Raw genomic sequence first — 15,825 nt, forward strand, 5'->3', positions numbered from 1 at the left:
TTAGTCCGTTCAGCCGGCGTGCCGGTGTACAGCAACCGGTGCGCTGTCGATGACCTCGATCACTTCCCCGTCGATGTAGTCATCGCGGCCGCGATAGCGCTCGTCGTGATTGACGTAGATCACCTGGGTCGGGAAGTCCATGGGCGTGAGCTGACGACTGAACAGGGCCTTTGCCGCCGGCCGCACCGCGCGCCTGGTGAACGGCACCAGCATGAGCGCCCCGAGCACCGAGCTGGCCAGCCCGGGAAGAACGACCAGCACCGTGCCGAGCGCCACCAACAGGCTGTCCGTGGCCAGCGTCGGATCGGCGGATCGAGCGCTCAGCGCGTCCGACAGCCTGCTGAAATGCCGGGCGATCTGGGTGCCCGCGACGGCCAGGCCGACGGCAAAAGTGGCCAACAGCGCCAGCAATGTCCAAGCCACACCGATGGTCGAGGCCAGGACCGCCAGCACCGCGACCTCGACCAAGGCATAAACGAGAAATAGTCGCATCGCCATGCCCTGGACAACGCGGAAACGCTGGAATTGGTTCCTAGGCGTCCGGAACCGGCTCCACCTCGATTGCTGCGTGCACTTTCTCGACGCCGCCGCGGATGATGGCCTGCGGGATCCACCACCACGCGTGCCACCAGTAGCGCCGGGTCACCATGTCGAAGACGCGCTTGGTCTCGGACTTGGGCAGGTTGCGGGCAATGGCCTCGACGGGCTCGCCCTTGACCTTGCCCAGTGCGCCGCACTTCTGGATGGTGACCCGCGGGGTGTTCTTGATCCGCTTGGTCTTCCAGGAGCCGTCGTCGGTGCTGATCAGCAGCTTGCCCTCGTGCGGCACCCCCCAGACCGGAGTCGGCTTGGGCCGGCCGTCCTTCGTGAAGGTCGTCAGAAGCAGGTACTTCTCGCGGTACACGTCTTCGAACGTCGGAGCCATGGCTCTAGAAGACCACGGTTTCATTGCCGTGGCGCAGGATGCGGTCCTGACAGTGCCACAGCACCGCCCGGGACAACACGGCCCGTTCCACATCCGCACCCAGCCGAACAAGCTCCTCGACGCTGTGGGTGTGGTCGACGCGGACGACGTCCTGCTCGATGATCGGTCCCTCGTCCAGATCCTCGGTCACGTAGTGGGCGGTGGCGCCGACGAGTTTCACGCCGCGCTCCTTGGCCCGCCGGTACGGCGTCGCGCCGACGAACGCCGGCAGGAAGGAGTGGTGGATGTTGATCAGCGGACAGCCGATGGCCTCGAGGAACGCCGGCGTGATGATCTGCATGTACCGGGCGAGCACCACCAGATCGACGTTGCCCTTGAGCAGCTCCAGCTGACGCTGCTCGGCCTGCTCGCGAATGTCCCGGGTGGCCGGGATGTGGACGAACGGCACCCCGAACGCCCGGACCTGCTCGGCCAGGTCGGCGTGGTTGGAGATCACCATCACCACGGTCATGTCGAGTTCGCCGCGCCGGTTGCGCCACAGCAGGTCGAGCAGGCAGTGGTCGGCGGTCGACGCCATGATCGCCACGCGCTTCGGCCTTGACGCATCGGTGAACCGGTAGTCCATGTCGAATTCCTGTGCCACCGAATGGAATTCGCGCTCCAGATCGGGCTGCGCGGCGGCCAGCCCCGGCAGGTGGAAGACGGTGCGTTGCAGGAAGACACCGTCTTCGGGAGCCGTGGAATGCTGGTCCAGCGAGATGATGTTGGCACCGGAGTCGGTCAGGAATGTCGAGACCGCGGCGATCACGCCACGGCGGTCCGGGCAGTTCAGCAGTAGCCGCCCGATGTCCTTGTGGCGCGGCAGCTTTGGCGCGCCTGCGGGGAATCCAGTCACTACGCGGCCCGCAACTCCAGCGCGACGTTGTTCTCCATACCGCCGCGCAGCTTGGAGACGAAGTTGAAGGCCTTGCCGATCAACCCGTAGCGCTTGCCGATGCCGTCGTAGACGGTGTTCAGCTGCGACTTGTCCAAGATGGCCGCCGTGGCCTCGACGGCCTCGCTCTTCGGGTTGCCACGCATGTCGCACTTGGCGACCGTGACGCGCGGGGTGTTGCGGATCCGCTTGACCTTCCAGGCCTTGGCTTCGGAGATGACCAGTAGCCGGTCACCGTCGGGCACGGCCCAGACGGCGGTGGGCTTCGGCCGGCCGTCCTTGGTGAAAGTGGTCAGCAGGATGTAGTTCGCGGTGGCGACGTCGGCGAAGGTGAGGGCCATGGCGATCAGGCTAGTCGGGCGGTGTGCGGCCAGCGCTGCGAACTGGTTCGCCGGCCGCGAAACGCGTGATGGTTCACAGCTGGCACCCGCGTGGTAGACGGTCGCCGAAAGCAACTGGACGGCGGTAGATCGGCGGTTCTGGCGCCACCCAGTTGCGTTCGGTCATTGCGTCAATGTCGACCGCCACACTTGTCGGTGGCCAGTCGTAGCGTCGTGTTCCAACCGATCAGGAGGTCGACAAGATGAAAATCCTTGTAGCGACAGCGCTCACTCAAGGTGTTCGCGGAAATGACTACAACTACTGCGTCCCAGGAGAACTCGTGTGGGTTCAGGATCCGTGCGACCGTGACCGCCGCGACCCTGAAGGCGGATGCGGATGCGGCCGGGGTTTTGCCGGTCTCGCATCACATCGCGCCACGACCACTGCTCAGGTCGTTGATGCGGAGATGACACGACAAGAACTGGTCCTCGCAATGCGGACCAGCCTCAGCGACGGCGGATGGCCACCCGAGTGGGCTGAAGAAGTTGCCGACGAGAACCTCGCCATGGCCGCAGCATTCGACACCGGAACAGTGATCGAACGTCGACTCGAGGAGTTCTCGCCGCGGGCCGCGTAAACCTAGCCCTCCAGCTCCCCTTCGGTCTCCAACAGCACCTGCTTGAGGCCGTCGAGGGTCTCGGACTCCGGCGCCGACCACATGCCGCGGCCCGCCGCCTCCAGCAGCCGCTCGGCCATACCGTGCAGCGCCCACGGGTTGGACTCGGACATGAACTTGCGGTTCTCCGGATCCAGCACATAGCTCTGGGTGAGCTGCTCGTACATCCAATCGGCCATGACGCCCGCCGTGGCGTCGTACCCGAACAGGTAGTCGACGGTGGCAGCCATCTCGAAGGCGCCCTTGTAGCCGTGCCGTCGCATCGCCGTCATCCAGCGCGGGTTGACCACCCGGGCCCGGAACACGCGCGTCGTCTCCTCCGACAGCGTGCGGGTGCGGACGGCGTCGGGCCGGGTGTTGTCGCCGATGTAGGCGGCCGGGTCCTTGCCGGTCAGTGCGCGGACGGTGGCGACCATGCCGCCGTGGTACTGGAAGTAGTCGTCGGAGTCGGCGATGTCGTGCTCACGGGTGTCGGTGTTCTTGGCCGCCACCGAGATTCGCCGGTAGGCCCGGTTCATGTCGTCGGTGGCCGGGGCACCGTCCAGGCCGCGACCATAGGCGAAGCCACCCCAGGCGGTGTACACCTGGGCCAGGTCGGCGTCGTCGCGCCAGTTGCGGCTGTCGATGAGCTGTAGCAGTCCGGCGCCGTAGGTTCCCGGCTTGGAGCCGAAAATTCTTGTGGTGGCGCGTCTTTGGTCACCGTGGTCGGCGATGTCGACCTGAGAGTGGGCGCGGACGTAGTTGTCCTCGGCGGATTCATCGAGCCCGGCGACCAGTTGCACGGCGTCGTCCAGCATGGCCACCACGTGCGGGAAGGCGTCGCGGAAGAAGCCGGAAATGCGGACGGTGACGTCGATGCGCGGGCGGCCCAACTCGGCCAGTGCGACCGGCTCCAGCCCCACCACACGACGTGACGCGTCGTCCCAGATCGGCCGTACACCCAGCAGCGCAAGCACTTCGGCGATGTCGTCACCCGCAGTGCGCATGGCCGACGTGCCCCAGACCGAGAGCCCGACGGACTCGGGCCAGCGGCCGTAGTCCGTCCGGTAGCGTTCCAGCAGCGAATCCGCCATCGCCACACCGGTTTCCCACGCCAGCTTCGACGGGACGGCCTTGGGGTCGACGGAGTAGAAGTTGCGTCCCGTGGGCAGCACGTTGACCAGTCCGCGCAGCGGTGAGCCCGACGGTCCGGCGGCGATGAACCCGCCGGCGAGCGCGTGCAGGATCTGGTCGATCTCGCGGCCCGTCGCGCGCAGCCGCGGCACCACCTCGGTGGCGGCGAACCGCAGCACCTTGGCGACTTCAGCGTTGTCGGTGATGCCGTCGACCGCGGCGGCGTCCCAGCCGGACTTTTGCAGTGCCGCAACCAGTTCACGCGCCTGGCCCTCGGCCGCATCGACAGTTGCCCTGCCGGCCTCACCATTTTCGGCCAAGCCCAGCGCCTCGCGCAGGCCCGGCACCGACTGCTCGCCGCCGAACAGCTGGCGGGCCCGCAGGATGGCCAGCACCAGGTCCAGCTCGGCCTCACCGTCCGGCGCCTGGCCCAGGATGTGCAGGCCGTCGCGGATCTGGACGTCCTTGATCTCGCACAGCCAACCGTCGACGTGCAGCAGCATGTCGTCGAACACGTCCTCGTCGGGCCGGTCCTCCAGCCCCAGGTCGTGGTCCATCTTGGCAGCGCGCATCAGCGTCCAGATCTGCTGACGGATGGCCGGCAGCTTGCCGGGGTCCAGCGCCGAGATGGTGGAGTGCTCGTCGAGCAGCTGTTCCAGCCGGGCGATGTCGCCGTAGGTCTCGGCGCGGGCCATCGGCGGGATCAGGTGGTCGACCAGGACCGCGTGCGCGCGGCGTTTGGCCTGCGTGCCCTCCCCGGGATCGTTGACCAGGAACGGGTACACCAGCGGCAGGTCGCCCAGTGCGGCGTCGGTGCCGCATGCCGAGGACATGCCGAGCGTCTTACCGGGCAGCCATTCCAGGTTGCCGTGCTTGCCCAGGTGGATCATCACGTCGGCGCCGAAGTGCTTGTTGATCCAGTGATAGGCCGCCAGGTAGTGGTGGCTCGGCGGCAGGTCGGGGTCGTGGTAGATCGCGACAGGGTTCTCACCGAATCCGCGCGGTGGCTGGACGATCAGCACGACGTTGCCGGAAACCATTGCGGCGATGACGATTTCACCGTCGGGGTCCTGCGAGCGGTCGACGAACAGCTCACCGGGGGCCGCGCCCCAGTGCTTGGTCACGGCGTCGGTGAGTTCGGCCGGCAAGGTCGCGAACCAGGCGCGGTAGTCCTTGGCAGACACCCGGACGGGGTTGGCTTCCAGCGCTTCGGTGCTGAGCCAGTCGGGGTCCTGACCGCCGCGCTCGATCATGGCGTGGATGAGGGCGTCCCCATCTTCGGCGTCGACGCCGGGAATGTCGCCGATGCGGTAGCCGGCGTCGCGCATGGCGCGCAGCAGCGCCACGGCGCTGGCCGGGGTGTCGAGTCCGACGGCGTTGCCGATGCGGGCGTGCTTGGTGGGGTACGCCGAGAACACCAGGGCGACGCGCTTGTCGGCGGGCGCGATGTGCTTCAGGCGCGCGTGCCGGACCGCCAGCCGCGCCACCCGCTCACAGCGCTCGGGGTCGGCGACGTACGAGATCAGGCCTTCGCTGTCGATCTCTTTGAACGAGAACGGCACGGTGATGATGCGGCCGTCGAACTCGGGCACCGCGACCTGCGACGCGACGTCCAGCGGCGTCAGCCCGTCGTCGTTTTCGTCCCACTGCGCACGCGAGCTGGTGAGGCACAGGCCCTGCAGGATCGGGATGTCGAGAGCCGCCAGGTGCGCCACGTTCCAGTTGTCGTCATCGCCGCCCGCACTGGCCAGCGCCGGGGTCGCGCCGCCGGCCGCCAACACGGTCGTGATCAGGGCGTCGGCCGTCCCGAGCAACTCGATGAGTTCGGGTTCGGCGGTGCGCAGCGAGGCGCAGAAGATCGGCAAAGGACGGCTGCCCGCGTCTTCCAGGGCCTCGCACAGCGCGTCGATGTAGGCGGTGTTGCCGGCCAGCTGCTGCGCCCGGTAGTACAGCACCGCGACGGTGGGGCCGGTCACTTCGGACTCGCGCGCCTCGTGCTCATTTGCTCCTCGCGTGCGCAGCAGTCCCCAGCTCGGGGTCGATTCGGGCTCACCGAAGCCGAGCCCCGTCATCAGGACCGTGTCCGACAAGAAGGAGTGCAGGTTGCGCAGGTTCTCCGTGCCGCCGTGCGCCAGATAGATGTGCGCCTGGAGGGCGACGCCGGCGGGGACGGTCGAGTGGCTCATCAGGTCGGCGTCGGGCGTCTGCTCACCCGAGAGCACCACGGTCGGGATTCCGGTGGCGACGACGGCGTCGATGTCGTCCTGCCAGGTCCGGTAGCCGCCGAGCACCCGCACGACCGCCAGGTCCGCGCCGGCCAGCAGGTCCGGCAATTCGCCGTCGATCAACCGGGAGGGGTTGGCCCATCGGTACCCGGCTCCGCTGGCCCGGGCGGTGATCAGGTCGGTGTCGGACGTCGAGAGCAGTAGTACGGTCGGCACCGCCTATTCGTACCGTACGGGCGGCCTCCAGTGGTGGCTGCCCTCGGTAGGGGTGCTGTGGAATGCACAACGGGGCGGGTTGCTGGGCAACCCGCCCCGTCGGCGGTCTTACTTACGTGAAGCTGCTGGGATCAGCGCTCGCTGGCACTCCAACGCGAGTACCAGGTCTTGCCTCGGTACGGCAGGCCGGCGGCCACGATGAGAGCGAAGACGCCACCAACATACAAAGCGAAATCGGACATTACGTCCCTCCTTACGTCATCCGAAAGCGGTGGAGCAAACGGAAGTTCGTGTTCCACGGTACGGGCCGATGCGGCGAAAACAAGGGACATGTAAGGCAGGGAACAGGCCGGAAACGGCAGTGACCTATTTCACTATTCTCCGCACAACGTAACGTGGACAAGGTGATTCGCACACGTGATGACGACGCCTGCCCAGGCGCCCTGCAGGTGCACCAGGCAGCTGACGGCGGCCTCGCCCGCATCCGCCTGGCGGGCGGCATGATCACCGCTGGGCAACTGGAGGCGCTGGCCCACGCCGCGAACGAATTCGGTTCACCGGCAATGGAACTGACCTCCCGCGGCAATATCCAGGTGCGCGGCATCCACGACGCCGCAGGGCTGGCCGCGGCGGTCGATACGGCAGGCCTGCTGCCCTCGCCGACCCACGAACGGGTCCGCAACATCGTGGCGTCGCCGCTGACGGGCCGCAGCGGCGGGCTGGGCGACGTCCGGGACGTGGTCCGCGACCTCGATTCCGGGCTGCAAAACCGCTCTGACCTGGCCGAGCTACCCGGACGGTTCTGGTTCGGGGTCGACGACGGGCGGGGCGACATCTCGGGCCTGGCACCCGATGTGAGCACCCATCTGGTGTCCCCCGACACCGCCGCCGTGCTGGTGGCGGGCCGTGACACCGGGGTGCGGATTCCTGCCGCACAGGCCGGCGGCACCCTGCTGGACCTCGCCCAGACCTTCCTGGAGATTCGCGGGAACCGCTGGCGGACAAGCGAACTGGACAATACCGACGAGCTCCTGACCGGCGCCGGGCTCCACCCCACCGACTCACCGGGCGCCACCTGGCCGCCCGTCGACGCCCCGCCGGTTGGCTGGGTCACCCAGGACGACGGCCGGATCACGTTGGGCGCGGCTGTCCCGCTGGGTGTGCTGCAGGCCCGTACCGCGGAGTTTGTGGCAGCAATCACCGCCCCGGTCGTGGTCACTCCATGGCGCTCGTTACTCATCTGTGACCTCGAAGAGGGTATTGCCGACACCGCACTGCGCGTGCTGGCGCCGCTGGGTCTGGTCTTCGACGAGCACTCCCCCTGGTTGTCGATCAGTGCCTGCACCGGCAGCCCGGGGTGCGCCAAGTCACGCGCCGACGTCCGGAGTGACGCCGCCGCGGCAGCGGAGTCCGGCGAGCCCGGCGGGCGCCGGCACTTCGTCGGCTGTGAGCGCGCGTGCGGCAGTCCGGCCGTCGGAGAAGTGCTGGTGGCGACCAACTCGGGGTACCAACCGCGCCACCCGTAGGGTTATCGGGTGCTCGACTACGTCCGCGACGCTGCGGAGATCTACCGGCAGTCGTTCGCGACGATCCGCGCCGAGGCGGATCTGGCGCGATTTCCCGACGACGTCTCGCGCGTCGTCGTACGCCTGATCCACACCTGCGGCCAGGTCGATGTCACCGCGCACGTCGCCTATACCGACGACGTTGTGACGCGCGCCCATGCGGCATTGGCCGCCGGAGCCCCGATCCTGTGTGACTCGTCGATGGTCGCCGCCGGCATCACCCGCTCGCGTATGCCGGCGGACAACGAGGTGGTGTCACTGGTCGCCGATCCCCGGGCCCCAGAACTGGCCGCGAAGCTCGGCAGCACGCGTTCGGCGGCGGCCGTCGATCTGTGGGCGGACCGGCTCGGCGGCGCCGTGCTGGCCATCGGCAATGCGCCGACCGCGCTGTTCCGGCTGCTGGAGCTGCTGGACGAGGGCGCTCCGGTGCCCGCGGTGGTGCTGGGCGGTCCGGTGGGCTTCGTCGGCTCGGCACAGTCAAAGGACGAACTGATCGCGCGGCCGCGCGGCATGGACTATCTGGTGGTGACGGGGCGGCGTGGCGGTAGTGCCATGGCTGCCGCCGCGGTGAACGCGATTGCGAGTGAACGCGAGTGAGGCTTGCCGAACGAGCAGAAGGTGGACGATGACAACGGGAACGCTCTTCGGTGTCGGCCTGGGTCCGGGCGACCCGGAACTGGTGACGGTCAAGGCCGCCCGGTTGATCGGTGAGGCCGACGTGGTGGCCTATCACAGCGCGCGGCACGGCCACAGCATCGCGCGGCGCATCGCCGAACCGTATCTGCGTCCCGGCCAGATCGAGGAACACCTGGTCTACCCGGTGACGACCGAGACCACATCACACCCAGGTGGGTACGACGGCGCGATCGAGGACTTCTACTCCGAGGCCGCCGAGCGCATCGCCACCCACCTGGCGGCGGGCCGCAACGTCGCGCTGCTCGCTGAGGGCGATCCGCTCTTCTACAGCTCCTACATGCACATGCACACGCGGTTGACCGAGAGGTTCCATGCGGTAATCGTGCCGGGAGTGACGTCGGTCAGCGCCGCGTCGGCCGCGATCTCGACACCGCTGGTGCAGGGCGAGCAGGTGCTCACAGTCCTGCCCGGCACCCTGCCCGAGGGCGAGCTGCAGCGCCGGCTGGCCGACACCGACGCGGCCGTGGTGATGAAGCTCGGCCGGTCGTACCCCGCTGTGCGACAGGCACTTTCGTCAGCAGGACGGCTCGACGAGGCGTACTACGTGGAACGCGCGAGCACCGAGGCGCAGCGGGTCCTGCCGGCCGCTGACGTCGACGACGCGACGGTCCCGTACTTCTCGATCGCGATCCTCCCGGGTGGGCGACGCGACAAGGCAACGGTCGGCAGCGTGGTGGTGGTCGGGCTGGGTCCGGGCGACCCCGAGTGGACCACGGCCCAGACCCGTCGGGAACTCGCGGCCGCCACCGATCTGATCGGCTACGGGCCGTATCTGGACCGGGTGCCGGATCGCCCCGGCCAGAAGCGCCACCCCAGCGACAACACCGACGAGCGTGCCCGCGCCGGGCTCGCCTGCACGCTGGCCCAGCAGGGCCGCACCGTCGCCGTCGTGTCCTCGGGCGACCCCGGGGTTTTCGCGATGGCGACCGCGGTGCTCGAAGAGGCCCAGCAGTGGCCAGGCGTGGACGTCCGGGTGATCCCGGCGATGACCGCCGCGCAGGCGGTGGCCAGCCGCGTCGGCGCGCCGCTCGGCCACGACTACGCGGTGATCTCGTTGTCCGACCGACTGAAGCCGTGGGACATCATCGCCGAGCGGCTCACCGCCGCCGCCCGCGCCGATCTGGTGCTGGCGATCTACAACCCGGCGTCGAAGACCCGGACCTGGCAGGTGGCCGCCATGCAGGACCTGCTGTTGGAGTACCGGGACCCGAACACGCCCGTGGTCATCGGACGCGACGTGGCCGGACCCAACGAGTCGGTGTGCGTGGTGCGCCTTGCCGACCTCAAGCCGGCCGAGATCGACATGCGCTGCCTGCTGATCATCGGTTCGTCGCAGACGGTATGGCACACCACTGCCGATGGCGACCGAGTCTTCACCCCGCGGACGTACCCGAGCTGACCGGTCGTCGAGGCGCCACAAAACCAACAGACCTCCGATGGTTCTAGCTGTCAAGGCAGAGGGCCCCGTCAACTGCCCGGGTCTTGACGCGCCCGTTCGCTTGCTGAGACTGCGGCCGGCGTCTCATATCTAGAGACGTTGGACGGCTCAGATCTTGTCTTGGATCTTCAGTCAATTTCGATGAGATCGACGGGCTTGGCGTCCTCTCGCGGAATGCGGTCGAGTACCGGCTGCAGGTGGGGGTCGGTGACGTGCCCATCGAATTGGACGCGGCTGCTGGCGCCGCGCCGTGCGAGGGTGTCCAGCAACGTCGTGAGGACGCTGACGACCAGTTCTTCACCTCGGGTTTGGGTGGGGCGGACGGTCTCGGCGACGACCTCGATCCCCGCATCGTCGGGGAAGGCCAACGCGATCGCGGCCAAGTGTCCGTCAACCCAGACTCCGGTACTGAGCGCGCGATCGACCTGGGCGATTTCGTGGCGAGACGCCTCCATCAACTCGTTGGTGTTGGTGACCGGTGACCAATCCCGGTGGGTCCACGCGTAGAGATCGGCGAAGGCCGCGACCAGTGTCGCCCGGTTCATCTTCAGAACGCCGCGGCCGGATCCGGACGCCGCCGCCTGGGCTGGTGCCGATGCGATCAGGCACTCGGGTCACGGTGCTCACCGGCTGGGTCGTCGTCGAGGGTGATGAAGACGTCATCGAGGACACGGGGCCGGCCGGCGCGCACCGCGGTGGCTCGGGAGGCGTGGTTGTGGCGGTCGATGGTTCCGATGAGCAGGTCGGTGGCCTCGGCGAACCCGCCGTGGGCCCATGCGCACTGCGCCGAGGTGGCGTACCGCTGCCCGGCGTGGGCGACGGCGATGACCTCTTCGTTGATTTCCTGGCCGGTGATCCAGCCGAGCGAGCCGGGCGCCACCGCGAAGGCGCCGACGGTGTCCTTCCCGCGGGTGATGGCCCACATCTGGTGCCGGGCATGCCAGTCCCGCAGATCCTCGGGTGGGGCTGGGGACAGGTTGTTCGACAGCACGGGATTCGTCGCGGCGAGGTGGGCGTAACGGTCGGTGACCGCGTCGATGGCGCGTTGAGGAGTGTCGAAGCGGCGCAGCGCGACGCGGCCGTCGTCGGGGGCCATGTCGCGGCACCGGGCGGCGTGGATGCTCTTGTCGAGCAGGACGCCGGGTCGATTGGCCAGCCGGCCGGGCCGGGTCCGCACCCGCAGGTAGCGCACGTGGAACGCTGACCATTCGGCGTGCACGCATGCGGCCAGCGCGTCGAGGTCGTCGAAGCTGTGAGCCACGACGTCGACGAACGGGCGGGTCAGGTTGCGCGAGTAGAACCTGATTCCCCCCAAGAGGTCACCGCGTGCGGTGCGAATGTGTCGGTGTGCGTAGTCCAGGGACTCGATCCCGGGCAGATGGACGTGATCGGAGAAGGTCCTCGCGAACTCACCGTCACCGACGAACCCGGCTTGCTCGGCGAGCCATCCCCCGACCTTGCCGAGCCCCGACGGGCCAAACAACCGCTCCGCCACCACAACCTGGTCACCCAGCGACGGCCACCGCTCAACGATCCCCACCACAACAGCATCCGCGTACATCCGTCTCGAAATCGACCTAATTTCTCGACACCGGCGCCGGACCGTCCAGATCACACCGGCGGACTATCTCGGATCTGGACAAACGAGACCAACCTTCCGGCTCGGGGCGTTGGATCGGGTCAGCGCCGCCTGACCCACTCCACGGCATCGTCGACGGTGCTGACGGTCGCGACCCCGGTCGGCAGCGCCGGACGATCCACCATGATCACCGGGATGTTCAGCGCCGCAGCAGCGTCCAATTTGGCCCGCGTCATGCTCCCGCCGCTGTTCTTCGTGACCAGCGCGTCGATGCGGTGTGCGCGTAGCAGTGCGAGCTCGTTGTCGTAGTCGTACGGGCCGCGCGAGAGCAGGATTTCGTGATTCGGGGGCAGGGTGTCGGCGTCCGGCGGCGTGACCGCTCGGATCAGGAACCAGGCGTCCGATGAGCGGAACACCGTGGTGCCCGAACGTCCGGTGGTGAGGAAAATCCGTTGGTAGCCATGGTCTTTGACGGTCTGTGCGGCGTGCCGGTCGTCGGTGACGACGATGGCATCGCCGTGCGGCCAGGCGGGCCGGGCCAGCACCAGGTGCGGCAGCTGCAAGCCGGCACAGGCCCGCGCGGCGTTGGCCGTGATGTTGGCGGCGAAGGGGTGCGTGGCGTCGACGACGGCGGTGATCCCGTTGTCCTGCAGATAGGCACGCAGGCCGTCGACGCCACCGAAGCCACCGATCCGGACGGGTCCGACCGGCAGGGCCGGGTCCGGGACGCGGCCGGCCAGGGAGCTGATCAGCTCGACATCAGGGTGCAGCACCTTGGCCAGCGTCCGCGCCTCGGAGGTGCCGCCCAGGAGCAGTAGCTTCATGGGCAAACGGTCCCCCGGCTGTGCCATCAATGCCGCGTCCCGCGGCGGCGGCCGCTGGAGTACAGGTAACTGTCGGCAAAACCCTGGGCGCCCAACACGTCTCCGACGAAGATGACGGCGGTCTTGGTGATGCCGGCCGCCTTCGTTCGGTCGGCCAGCTCGGCCAGGGTGCACGTGATGACTTGTTCGGTCGGCCAGCTCACGAAAGCCACCACCGCGCAGGGCGTTTCGGGGCGATACCCGCCATCGAGCAGCTGCGGGACGATGCTGTCGATCTGCGCCGCAGCCAGATGCAGTACCAGTGTGGCGCCCGGTTTGGACAGCGTGACGAGATCCTCGCCGTCGGGCATCGCCGTCGACAGCGTGGCAACGCGCGACAAGGTGATGGTCTGAGCGACACCGGGCACCGTGAGCTCCCGACCGAGTGCGGCGGCGGCGGCCGCGAAAGCCGGTACGCCCGGGACGATTTCGTAGTCGATACCGAGTTCGTCGAGCCGACGGCACTGTTCGGCCACGGCGCTGTAGATCGACGGGTCACCGGAATGCAGGCGCGCCACGTCGAGTCCGGCTTCGTGTGCCGCGGCGAGCTCGTCGATGATCTGCTCCAGGTTGAGCGGACCGGTGTCCACCACCCGCGCGCCCGGCGGGCACTCCGCCAGCAGGTCGTCGGGCATGATCGAGCCCGCGTAGAGGCAGACCTGGCAGGACCGCAGCAGTCGCTGTCCCCGCACGGTGATCAGGTCGGCGGCGCCGGGACCAGCGCCGATGAAGTACACCGTCATTTCTTGACCACCGTCCACTGGGTTATCGGCATCGCCGGCCGCCAGCCGGTGAAGCCGCCGATCGGTTGGCCGTGATAGTGCTGGAAGCGCCGCAGGTCGCCGCCGAGCTTTGCATAGAGCTGCACCACATATGCTTCCGACTCGGCGGTGACCGCGTTGGCGACCAGCCGGCCGCCGGGTTCCAGCGCGTCGAAGCAGGCCTCGAACAGCCCCGGCTGGGTGAGGCCGCCGCCGATGAAGACGGTGTCCGGCGTTGGCACGTCGGCGAAGCTGTCGGGTGCGGCACCACGGACATCGACGCGCAAGCCGAACATGGTGACGTTGTTGGCGATGCGCTCGCGGCGCACCTCGTCGCGTTCGAAAGCGACCGCTCGGCCACCGGACGCCCGGCACCATTCGATGGCAATGCTCCCCGACCCGGATCCGACGTCCCACAACGCCTGACCGGGACGCGGCTGCAGCGCCGTCAGCGCCAGCGCCCGGATGGTCTGCTTAGTGATCTGTCCGTCATGGCCGAACGCCGCGTCCGGTAGCACCGCAGCGACACGTCGTTCGGGAAGGTACTGCACGGCAATGACATTCAGCGCATCAACAGCAGGGGCGTCGGTGGCCCACTCCGCGGCAACCATGGTGGTGATCCGTTCAGCGGGGCCGCCGAGTTGCTCGAGCACGGTGAATTGCGACTCGCCACAACCAGTCTCGTCGAGCAGCCGGGCCAGCGCCCGCGGCGTATCGGAGCCTTTGGACAACACCACCGCGCGTCCACCGTGCCGGATCGCGGTGTGCGGTGCGGCGTTGACAAGGCTGATCACCTCGGTGTCCTGCACGCTCCACCCCAGCCGCGCGCAGGCCAGCGTCACCGACGACACGTGCGGCAGCACCGTCACCCGATCCCGGCCGAACAGCCGGCTCAACGTGGCGCCGATGCCGTGCAGCATCGGGTCGCCGGAGGCCACCACGTGCACGTCGGACAGCCCGTCGAACAACGCGGGCAGGGCCGGCAGCATCGGCGACGGCCAGGCCCGCCGCTCGGCGGTCACCTGCGTGTCCAGCAGATCCAGCTGCCGGGGACCACCGAAAATCACTGTCGCGCGGAGCAGTTCACCGCGCGCGGCCTGGCCGAGGCCGGCCAGGCCGTCGGCTCCGATACCGACGACGGTGATCTTACCGTTCCCGGTCATCTGCGGCCTCCGCTCGTCGCGCAAGCGCTCATCAGTGCCCTCTGCTCTTCGCGCAAGCGCTCATCAGTGCCCTCTGCTCTTCGCGCAAGCGCTCATCAGTGCCCTCTGCTCTTCGCGCAAGCGCTCATCGCGGCATCCTTCGCCAGATCGCCTTCGGCACGAACCGCGTCGCGAAGATCAGCGGCCGAATCCCCCACGGCACCCACACCGCGCCCTTGCCGCGCCCCAGGGCCCGGGCCGCGGCGTCGGCGACCTGCGCCGGCGTGCTCGACATCGGTGCCGGCTCCATGCCCTCGGTCATGCGGCCGATCACGAAGCCGGGCCGCACGATCAGCAGTTGGATACCGGTGCCGTGCAGTGCGTCGGCCAGCCCGCAAGCGAAGCCGTCCAGGCCGGCCTTGGCCGAACCGTAGACGTAGTTGGCCCGCCGGACCCGCGCGCCGGCGATCGACGAGAACACCACGAGCCGACCCCGGCCGGCGGCACGCATTCGCTGCGTCAGCAGCGTCAGCAGGTTCACCTGGGCCACGTAGTCGGTGTGCACGACAGCCACCGCATGGGAGGCATCGTCCTCGGCGCGGGCCTGGTCCCCGAGGATGCCGAAGGCCAGCACCGCGGTGCCGATCGGGCCGTGCTCGGCTTCGATCGCGCCGATCAACGCGGCGTGCGAGGGCAGGTCGTCGGCATCGAACTCGCGGGTCCGGACGCTGGCAGCGCCCGCCGCGCGAACCGCTTGCACCTCGTCGGTCAGCTGGTCGGCCTGGCGTGCCGCGAGCACCACTGTGTTGCCGGGCGCCAGCCGGATGGCCAGTTCCACGCCGATCTCACTGCGGCCGCCGAAGACGACGACCACCTCGCCGCCGGTATCCGCCGTGTCGTTCACGGCTGCGATTATCACCTGCGCTACTTTTGACCGTGATGGCGAAGGCAACGACACGGCTCACCAGTGACGCGCTGGCATTCCTCACCGAGCGTCATCTGGCGATGCTGACCACCCTGCGGTCGGACAATTCGCCGCACGTCGTCGCGGTCGGTTTCACCTTCGACCCGAAAACCCACATCGCGCGCGTCATCACCACCGGCGGTTCCCAGAAGGCCCTCAACGCGGCCCAGCGTGGTGTTGCCGTGCTGAGCCAGGTCGACGGCGCCCGGTGGTTGTCGCTCGAAGGCAAATCGACGGTCAGCCATGATGCCGACGACGTTCGCGACGCCGAACTGCGATATGCGCAGCGCTACCGCACGCCGCGGGTCAATCCCCGGCGCGTGGTGATCGAGGTCCGGGTGGAACGCGTCCTCGGCTCCAGCGGGCTCCTGGACCGCGGCGAGGCGTAGTCGCGCGACGGAGGCGTT

General features: G+C 68.4%; 16 protein-coding genes. 5 read left to right on the forward strand and 11 right to left on the reverse strand.

Annotated elements, in window-relative coordinates; all coding sequences use genetic code 11:
• Positions 1-9 precede the first annotated feature (9 nt).
• The 4 genes from AC3WTE_RS29070 to AC3WTE_RS29085 are packed head-to-tail and all read right to left on the reverse strand — an operon-like array spanning position 10 to position 2,200.
• On the reverse strand, positions 10-498 hold the full coding sequence (locus AC3WTE_RS29070; protein ID WP_492442921.1) for an FxsA family protein: 489 nt from the start codon (positions 496-498) through the stop codon (positions 10-12).
• Positions 499-532: 34 nt separating this feature from the next.
• Positions 533-925 (reverse strand): PPOX class F420-dependent oxidoreductase, encoded by a 393-nt coding sequence (locus AC3WTE_RS29075; RefSeq protein ID WP_459365714.1) that lies wholly within the window; start codon positions 923-925, stop codon positions 533-535.
• Between the two features lie 4 nt (positions 926-929).
• The gene (purU, locus tag AC3WTE_RS29080; protein ID WP_492442922.1) at positions 930-1,820 is read right to left on the reverse strand and encodes a formyltetrahydrofolate deformylase; all 891 of its coding nucleotides are present in this window, start codon (positions 1,818-1,820) and stop codon (positions 930-932) included.
• Entirely contained in the window at positions 1,820-2,200 is a 381-nt protein-coding gene (locus AC3WTE_RS29085; RefSeq protein ID WP_459365716.1) for a PPOX class F420-dependent oxidoreductase, read from the reverse strand. Before AC3WTE_RS29085 ends, purU begins: the two co-directional genes overlap by 1 nt.
• Before the next feature lie 242 nt (positions 2,201-2,442).
• On the opposite strand from AC3WTE_RS29085, the gene AC3WTE_RS29090 reads away from it, so the two are divergent.
• Positions 2,443-2,817 (forward strand): DUF7715 family protein, encoded by a 375-nt coding sequence (locus AC3WTE_RS29090; RefSeq protein WP_492442923.1) that lies wholly within the window; start codon positions 2,443-2,445, stop codon positions 2,815-2,817.
• 2 nt (positions 2,818-2,819) lie between these two features.
• Here AC3WTE_RS29090 and cobN read toward each other — a convergent pair whose 3' ends face one another.
• Positions 2,820-6,410 carry a cobaltochelatase subunit CobN gene (gene cobN, locus AC3WTE_RS29095; RefSeq protein ID WP_492442924.1) on the reverse strand — a complete coding sequence of 1,197 codons (3,591 nt, stop codon included), beginning with the start codon at positions 6,408-6,410 and terminating at the stop codon, positions 2,820-2,822.
• Between the two features lie 404 nt (positions 6,411-6,814).
• On the opposite strand from cobN, the gene cobG reads away from it, so the two are divergent.
• From cobG to AC3WTE_RS29110, 3 genes are read left to right on the forward strand one after another with little or no spacing between them, the layout of a single operon-like run.
• Positions 6,815-7,936: a precorrin-3B synthase gene (gene cobG / locus AC3WTE_RS29100; protein WP_492442925.1), complete on the forward strand. Its 1,122-nt coding sequence runs from the start codon at positions 6,815-6,817 to the stop codon at positions 7,934-7,936.
• A 9-nt stretch (positions 7,937-7,945) separates the two neighbouring features.
• Positions 7,946-8,572, forward strand: coding sequence for a precorrin-8X methylmutase (locus AC3WTE_RS29105; protein ID WP_492442926.1), 627 nt, complete (start codon positions 7,946-7,948; stop codon positions 8,570-8,572).
• A gap of 28 nt (positions 8,573-8,600) precedes the next feature.
• Entirely contained in the window at positions 8,601-10,070 is a 1,470-nt protein-coding gene (locus AC3WTE_RS29110) for a precorrin-2 C(20)-methyltransferase (protein WP_492442927.1), read from the forward strand.
• A 167-nt stretch (positions 10,071-10,237) separates the two neighbouring features.
• Here AC3WTE_RS29110 and AC3WTE_RS29115 read toward each other — a convergent pair whose 3' ends face one another.
• The 6 genes from AC3WTE_RS29115 to dprE2 form a co-directional block, all read right to left on the reverse strand.
• Positions 10,238-10,654 (reverse strand): hypothetical protein, encoded by a 417-nt coding sequence (locus AC3WTE_RS29115; RefSeq protein WP_492442928.1) that lies wholly within the window; start codon positions 10,652-10,654, stop codon positions 10,238-10,240.
• Positions 10,655-10,710: 56 nt separating this feature from the next.
• A complete protein-coding gene (locus AC3WTE_RS29120; RefSeq protein ID WP_492442929.1) occupies positions 10,711-11,649 on the reverse strand; it encodes a hypothetical protein in 939 nt (312 codons plus the stop codon).
• Positions 11,650-11,789: 140 nt separating this feature from the next.
• A complete protein-coding gene (locus AC3WTE_RS29125; protein ID WP_492442930.1) occupies positions 11,790-12,512 on the reverse strand; it encodes a cobalt-precorrin-6A reductase in 723 nt (240 codons plus the stop codon).
• Between the two features lie 26 nt (positions 12,513-12,538).
• On the reverse strand, positions 12,539-13,294 hold the full coding sequence (gene cobM, locus AC3WTE_RS29130; RefSeq protein ID WP_492442931.1) for a precorrin-4 C(11)-methyltransferase: 756 nt from the start codon (positions 13,292-13,294) through the stop codon (positions 12,539-12,541).
• A complete protein-coding gene (cbiE, locus tag AC3WTE_RS29135; protein WP_492442932.1) occupies positions 13,291-14,475 on the reverse strand; it encodes a precorrin-6y C5,15-methyltransferase (decarboxylating) subunit CbiE in 1,185 nt (394 codons plus the stop codon). Before cbiE ends, cobM begins: the two co-directional genes overlap by 4 nt.
• A gap of 124 nt (positions 14,476-14,599) precedes the next feature.
• Positions 14,600-15,358 carry a decaprenylphospho-beta-D-erythro-pentofuranosid-2-ulose 2-reductase gene (dprE2, locus tag AC3WTE_RS29140; protein ID WP_492442933.1) on the reverse strand — a complete coding sequence of 253 codons (759 nt, stop codon included), beginning with the start codon at positions 15,356-15,358 and terminating at the stop codon, positions 14,600-14,602.
• A gap of 35 nt (positions 15,359-15,393) precedes the next feature.
• On the opposite strand from dprE2, the gene AC3WTE_RS29145 reads away from it, so the two are divergent.
• Positions 15,394-15,807 (forward strand): F420-dependent biliverdin reductase, encoded by a 414-nt coding sequence (locus AC3WTE_RS29145; RefSeq protein ID WP_492442934.1) that lies wholly within the window; start codon positions 15,394-15,396, stop codon positions 15,805-15,807.
• The last annotated feature ends 18 nt before the right edge of the window (positions 15,808-15,825 follow it).

The organism is Mycobacterium sp. FW102-FHT13B02 (genome assembly GCF_058790275.1).

Coding starts and splice junctions, on each gene's coding strand:
- AC3WTE_RS29115 (WP_492442928.1), bottom strand. CDS start 10,654: ATGAACCGGGCGACACTGGTCGCGGCCTTCGCCGATCTCTACGCGTGG.
- AC3WTE_RS29075 (WP_459365714.1), bottom strand. CDS start 925: ATGGCTCCGACGTTCGAAGACGTGTACCGCGAGAAGTACCTGCTTCTG.
- AC3WTE_RS29090 (WP_492442923.1), top strand. CDS start 2,443: ATGAAAATCCTTGTAGCGACAGCGCTCACTCAAGGTGTTCGCGGAAAT.
- AC3WTE_RS29125 (WP_492442930.1), bottom strand. CDS start 12,512: ATGAAGCTACTGCTCCTGGGCGGCACCTCCGAGGCGCGGACGCTGGCC.
- cobM (WP_492442931.1), bottom strand. CDS start 13,294: ATGACGGTGTACTTCATCGGCGCTGGTCCCGGCGCCGCCGACCTGATC.
- AC3WTE_RS29145 (WP_492442934.1), top strand. CDS start 15,394: ATGGCGAAGGCAACGACACGGCTCACCAGTGACGCGCTGGCATTCCTC.
- AC3WTE_RS29110 (WP_492442927.1), top strand. CDS start 8,601: ATGACAACGGGAACGCTCTTCGGTGTCGGCCTGGGTCCGGGCGACCCG.
- AC3WTE_RS29070 (WP_492442921.1), bottom strand. CDS start 498: ATGGCGATGCGACTATTTCTCGTTTATGCCTTGGTCGAGGTCGCGGTG.
- AC3WTE_RS29085 (WP_459365716.1), bottom strand. CDS start 2,200: ATGGCCCTCACCTTCGCCGACGTCGCCACCGCGAACTACATCCTGCTG.
- cbiE (WP_492442932.1), bottom strand. CDS start 14,475: ATGACCGGGAACGGTAAGATCACCGTCGTCGGTATCGGAGCCGACGGC.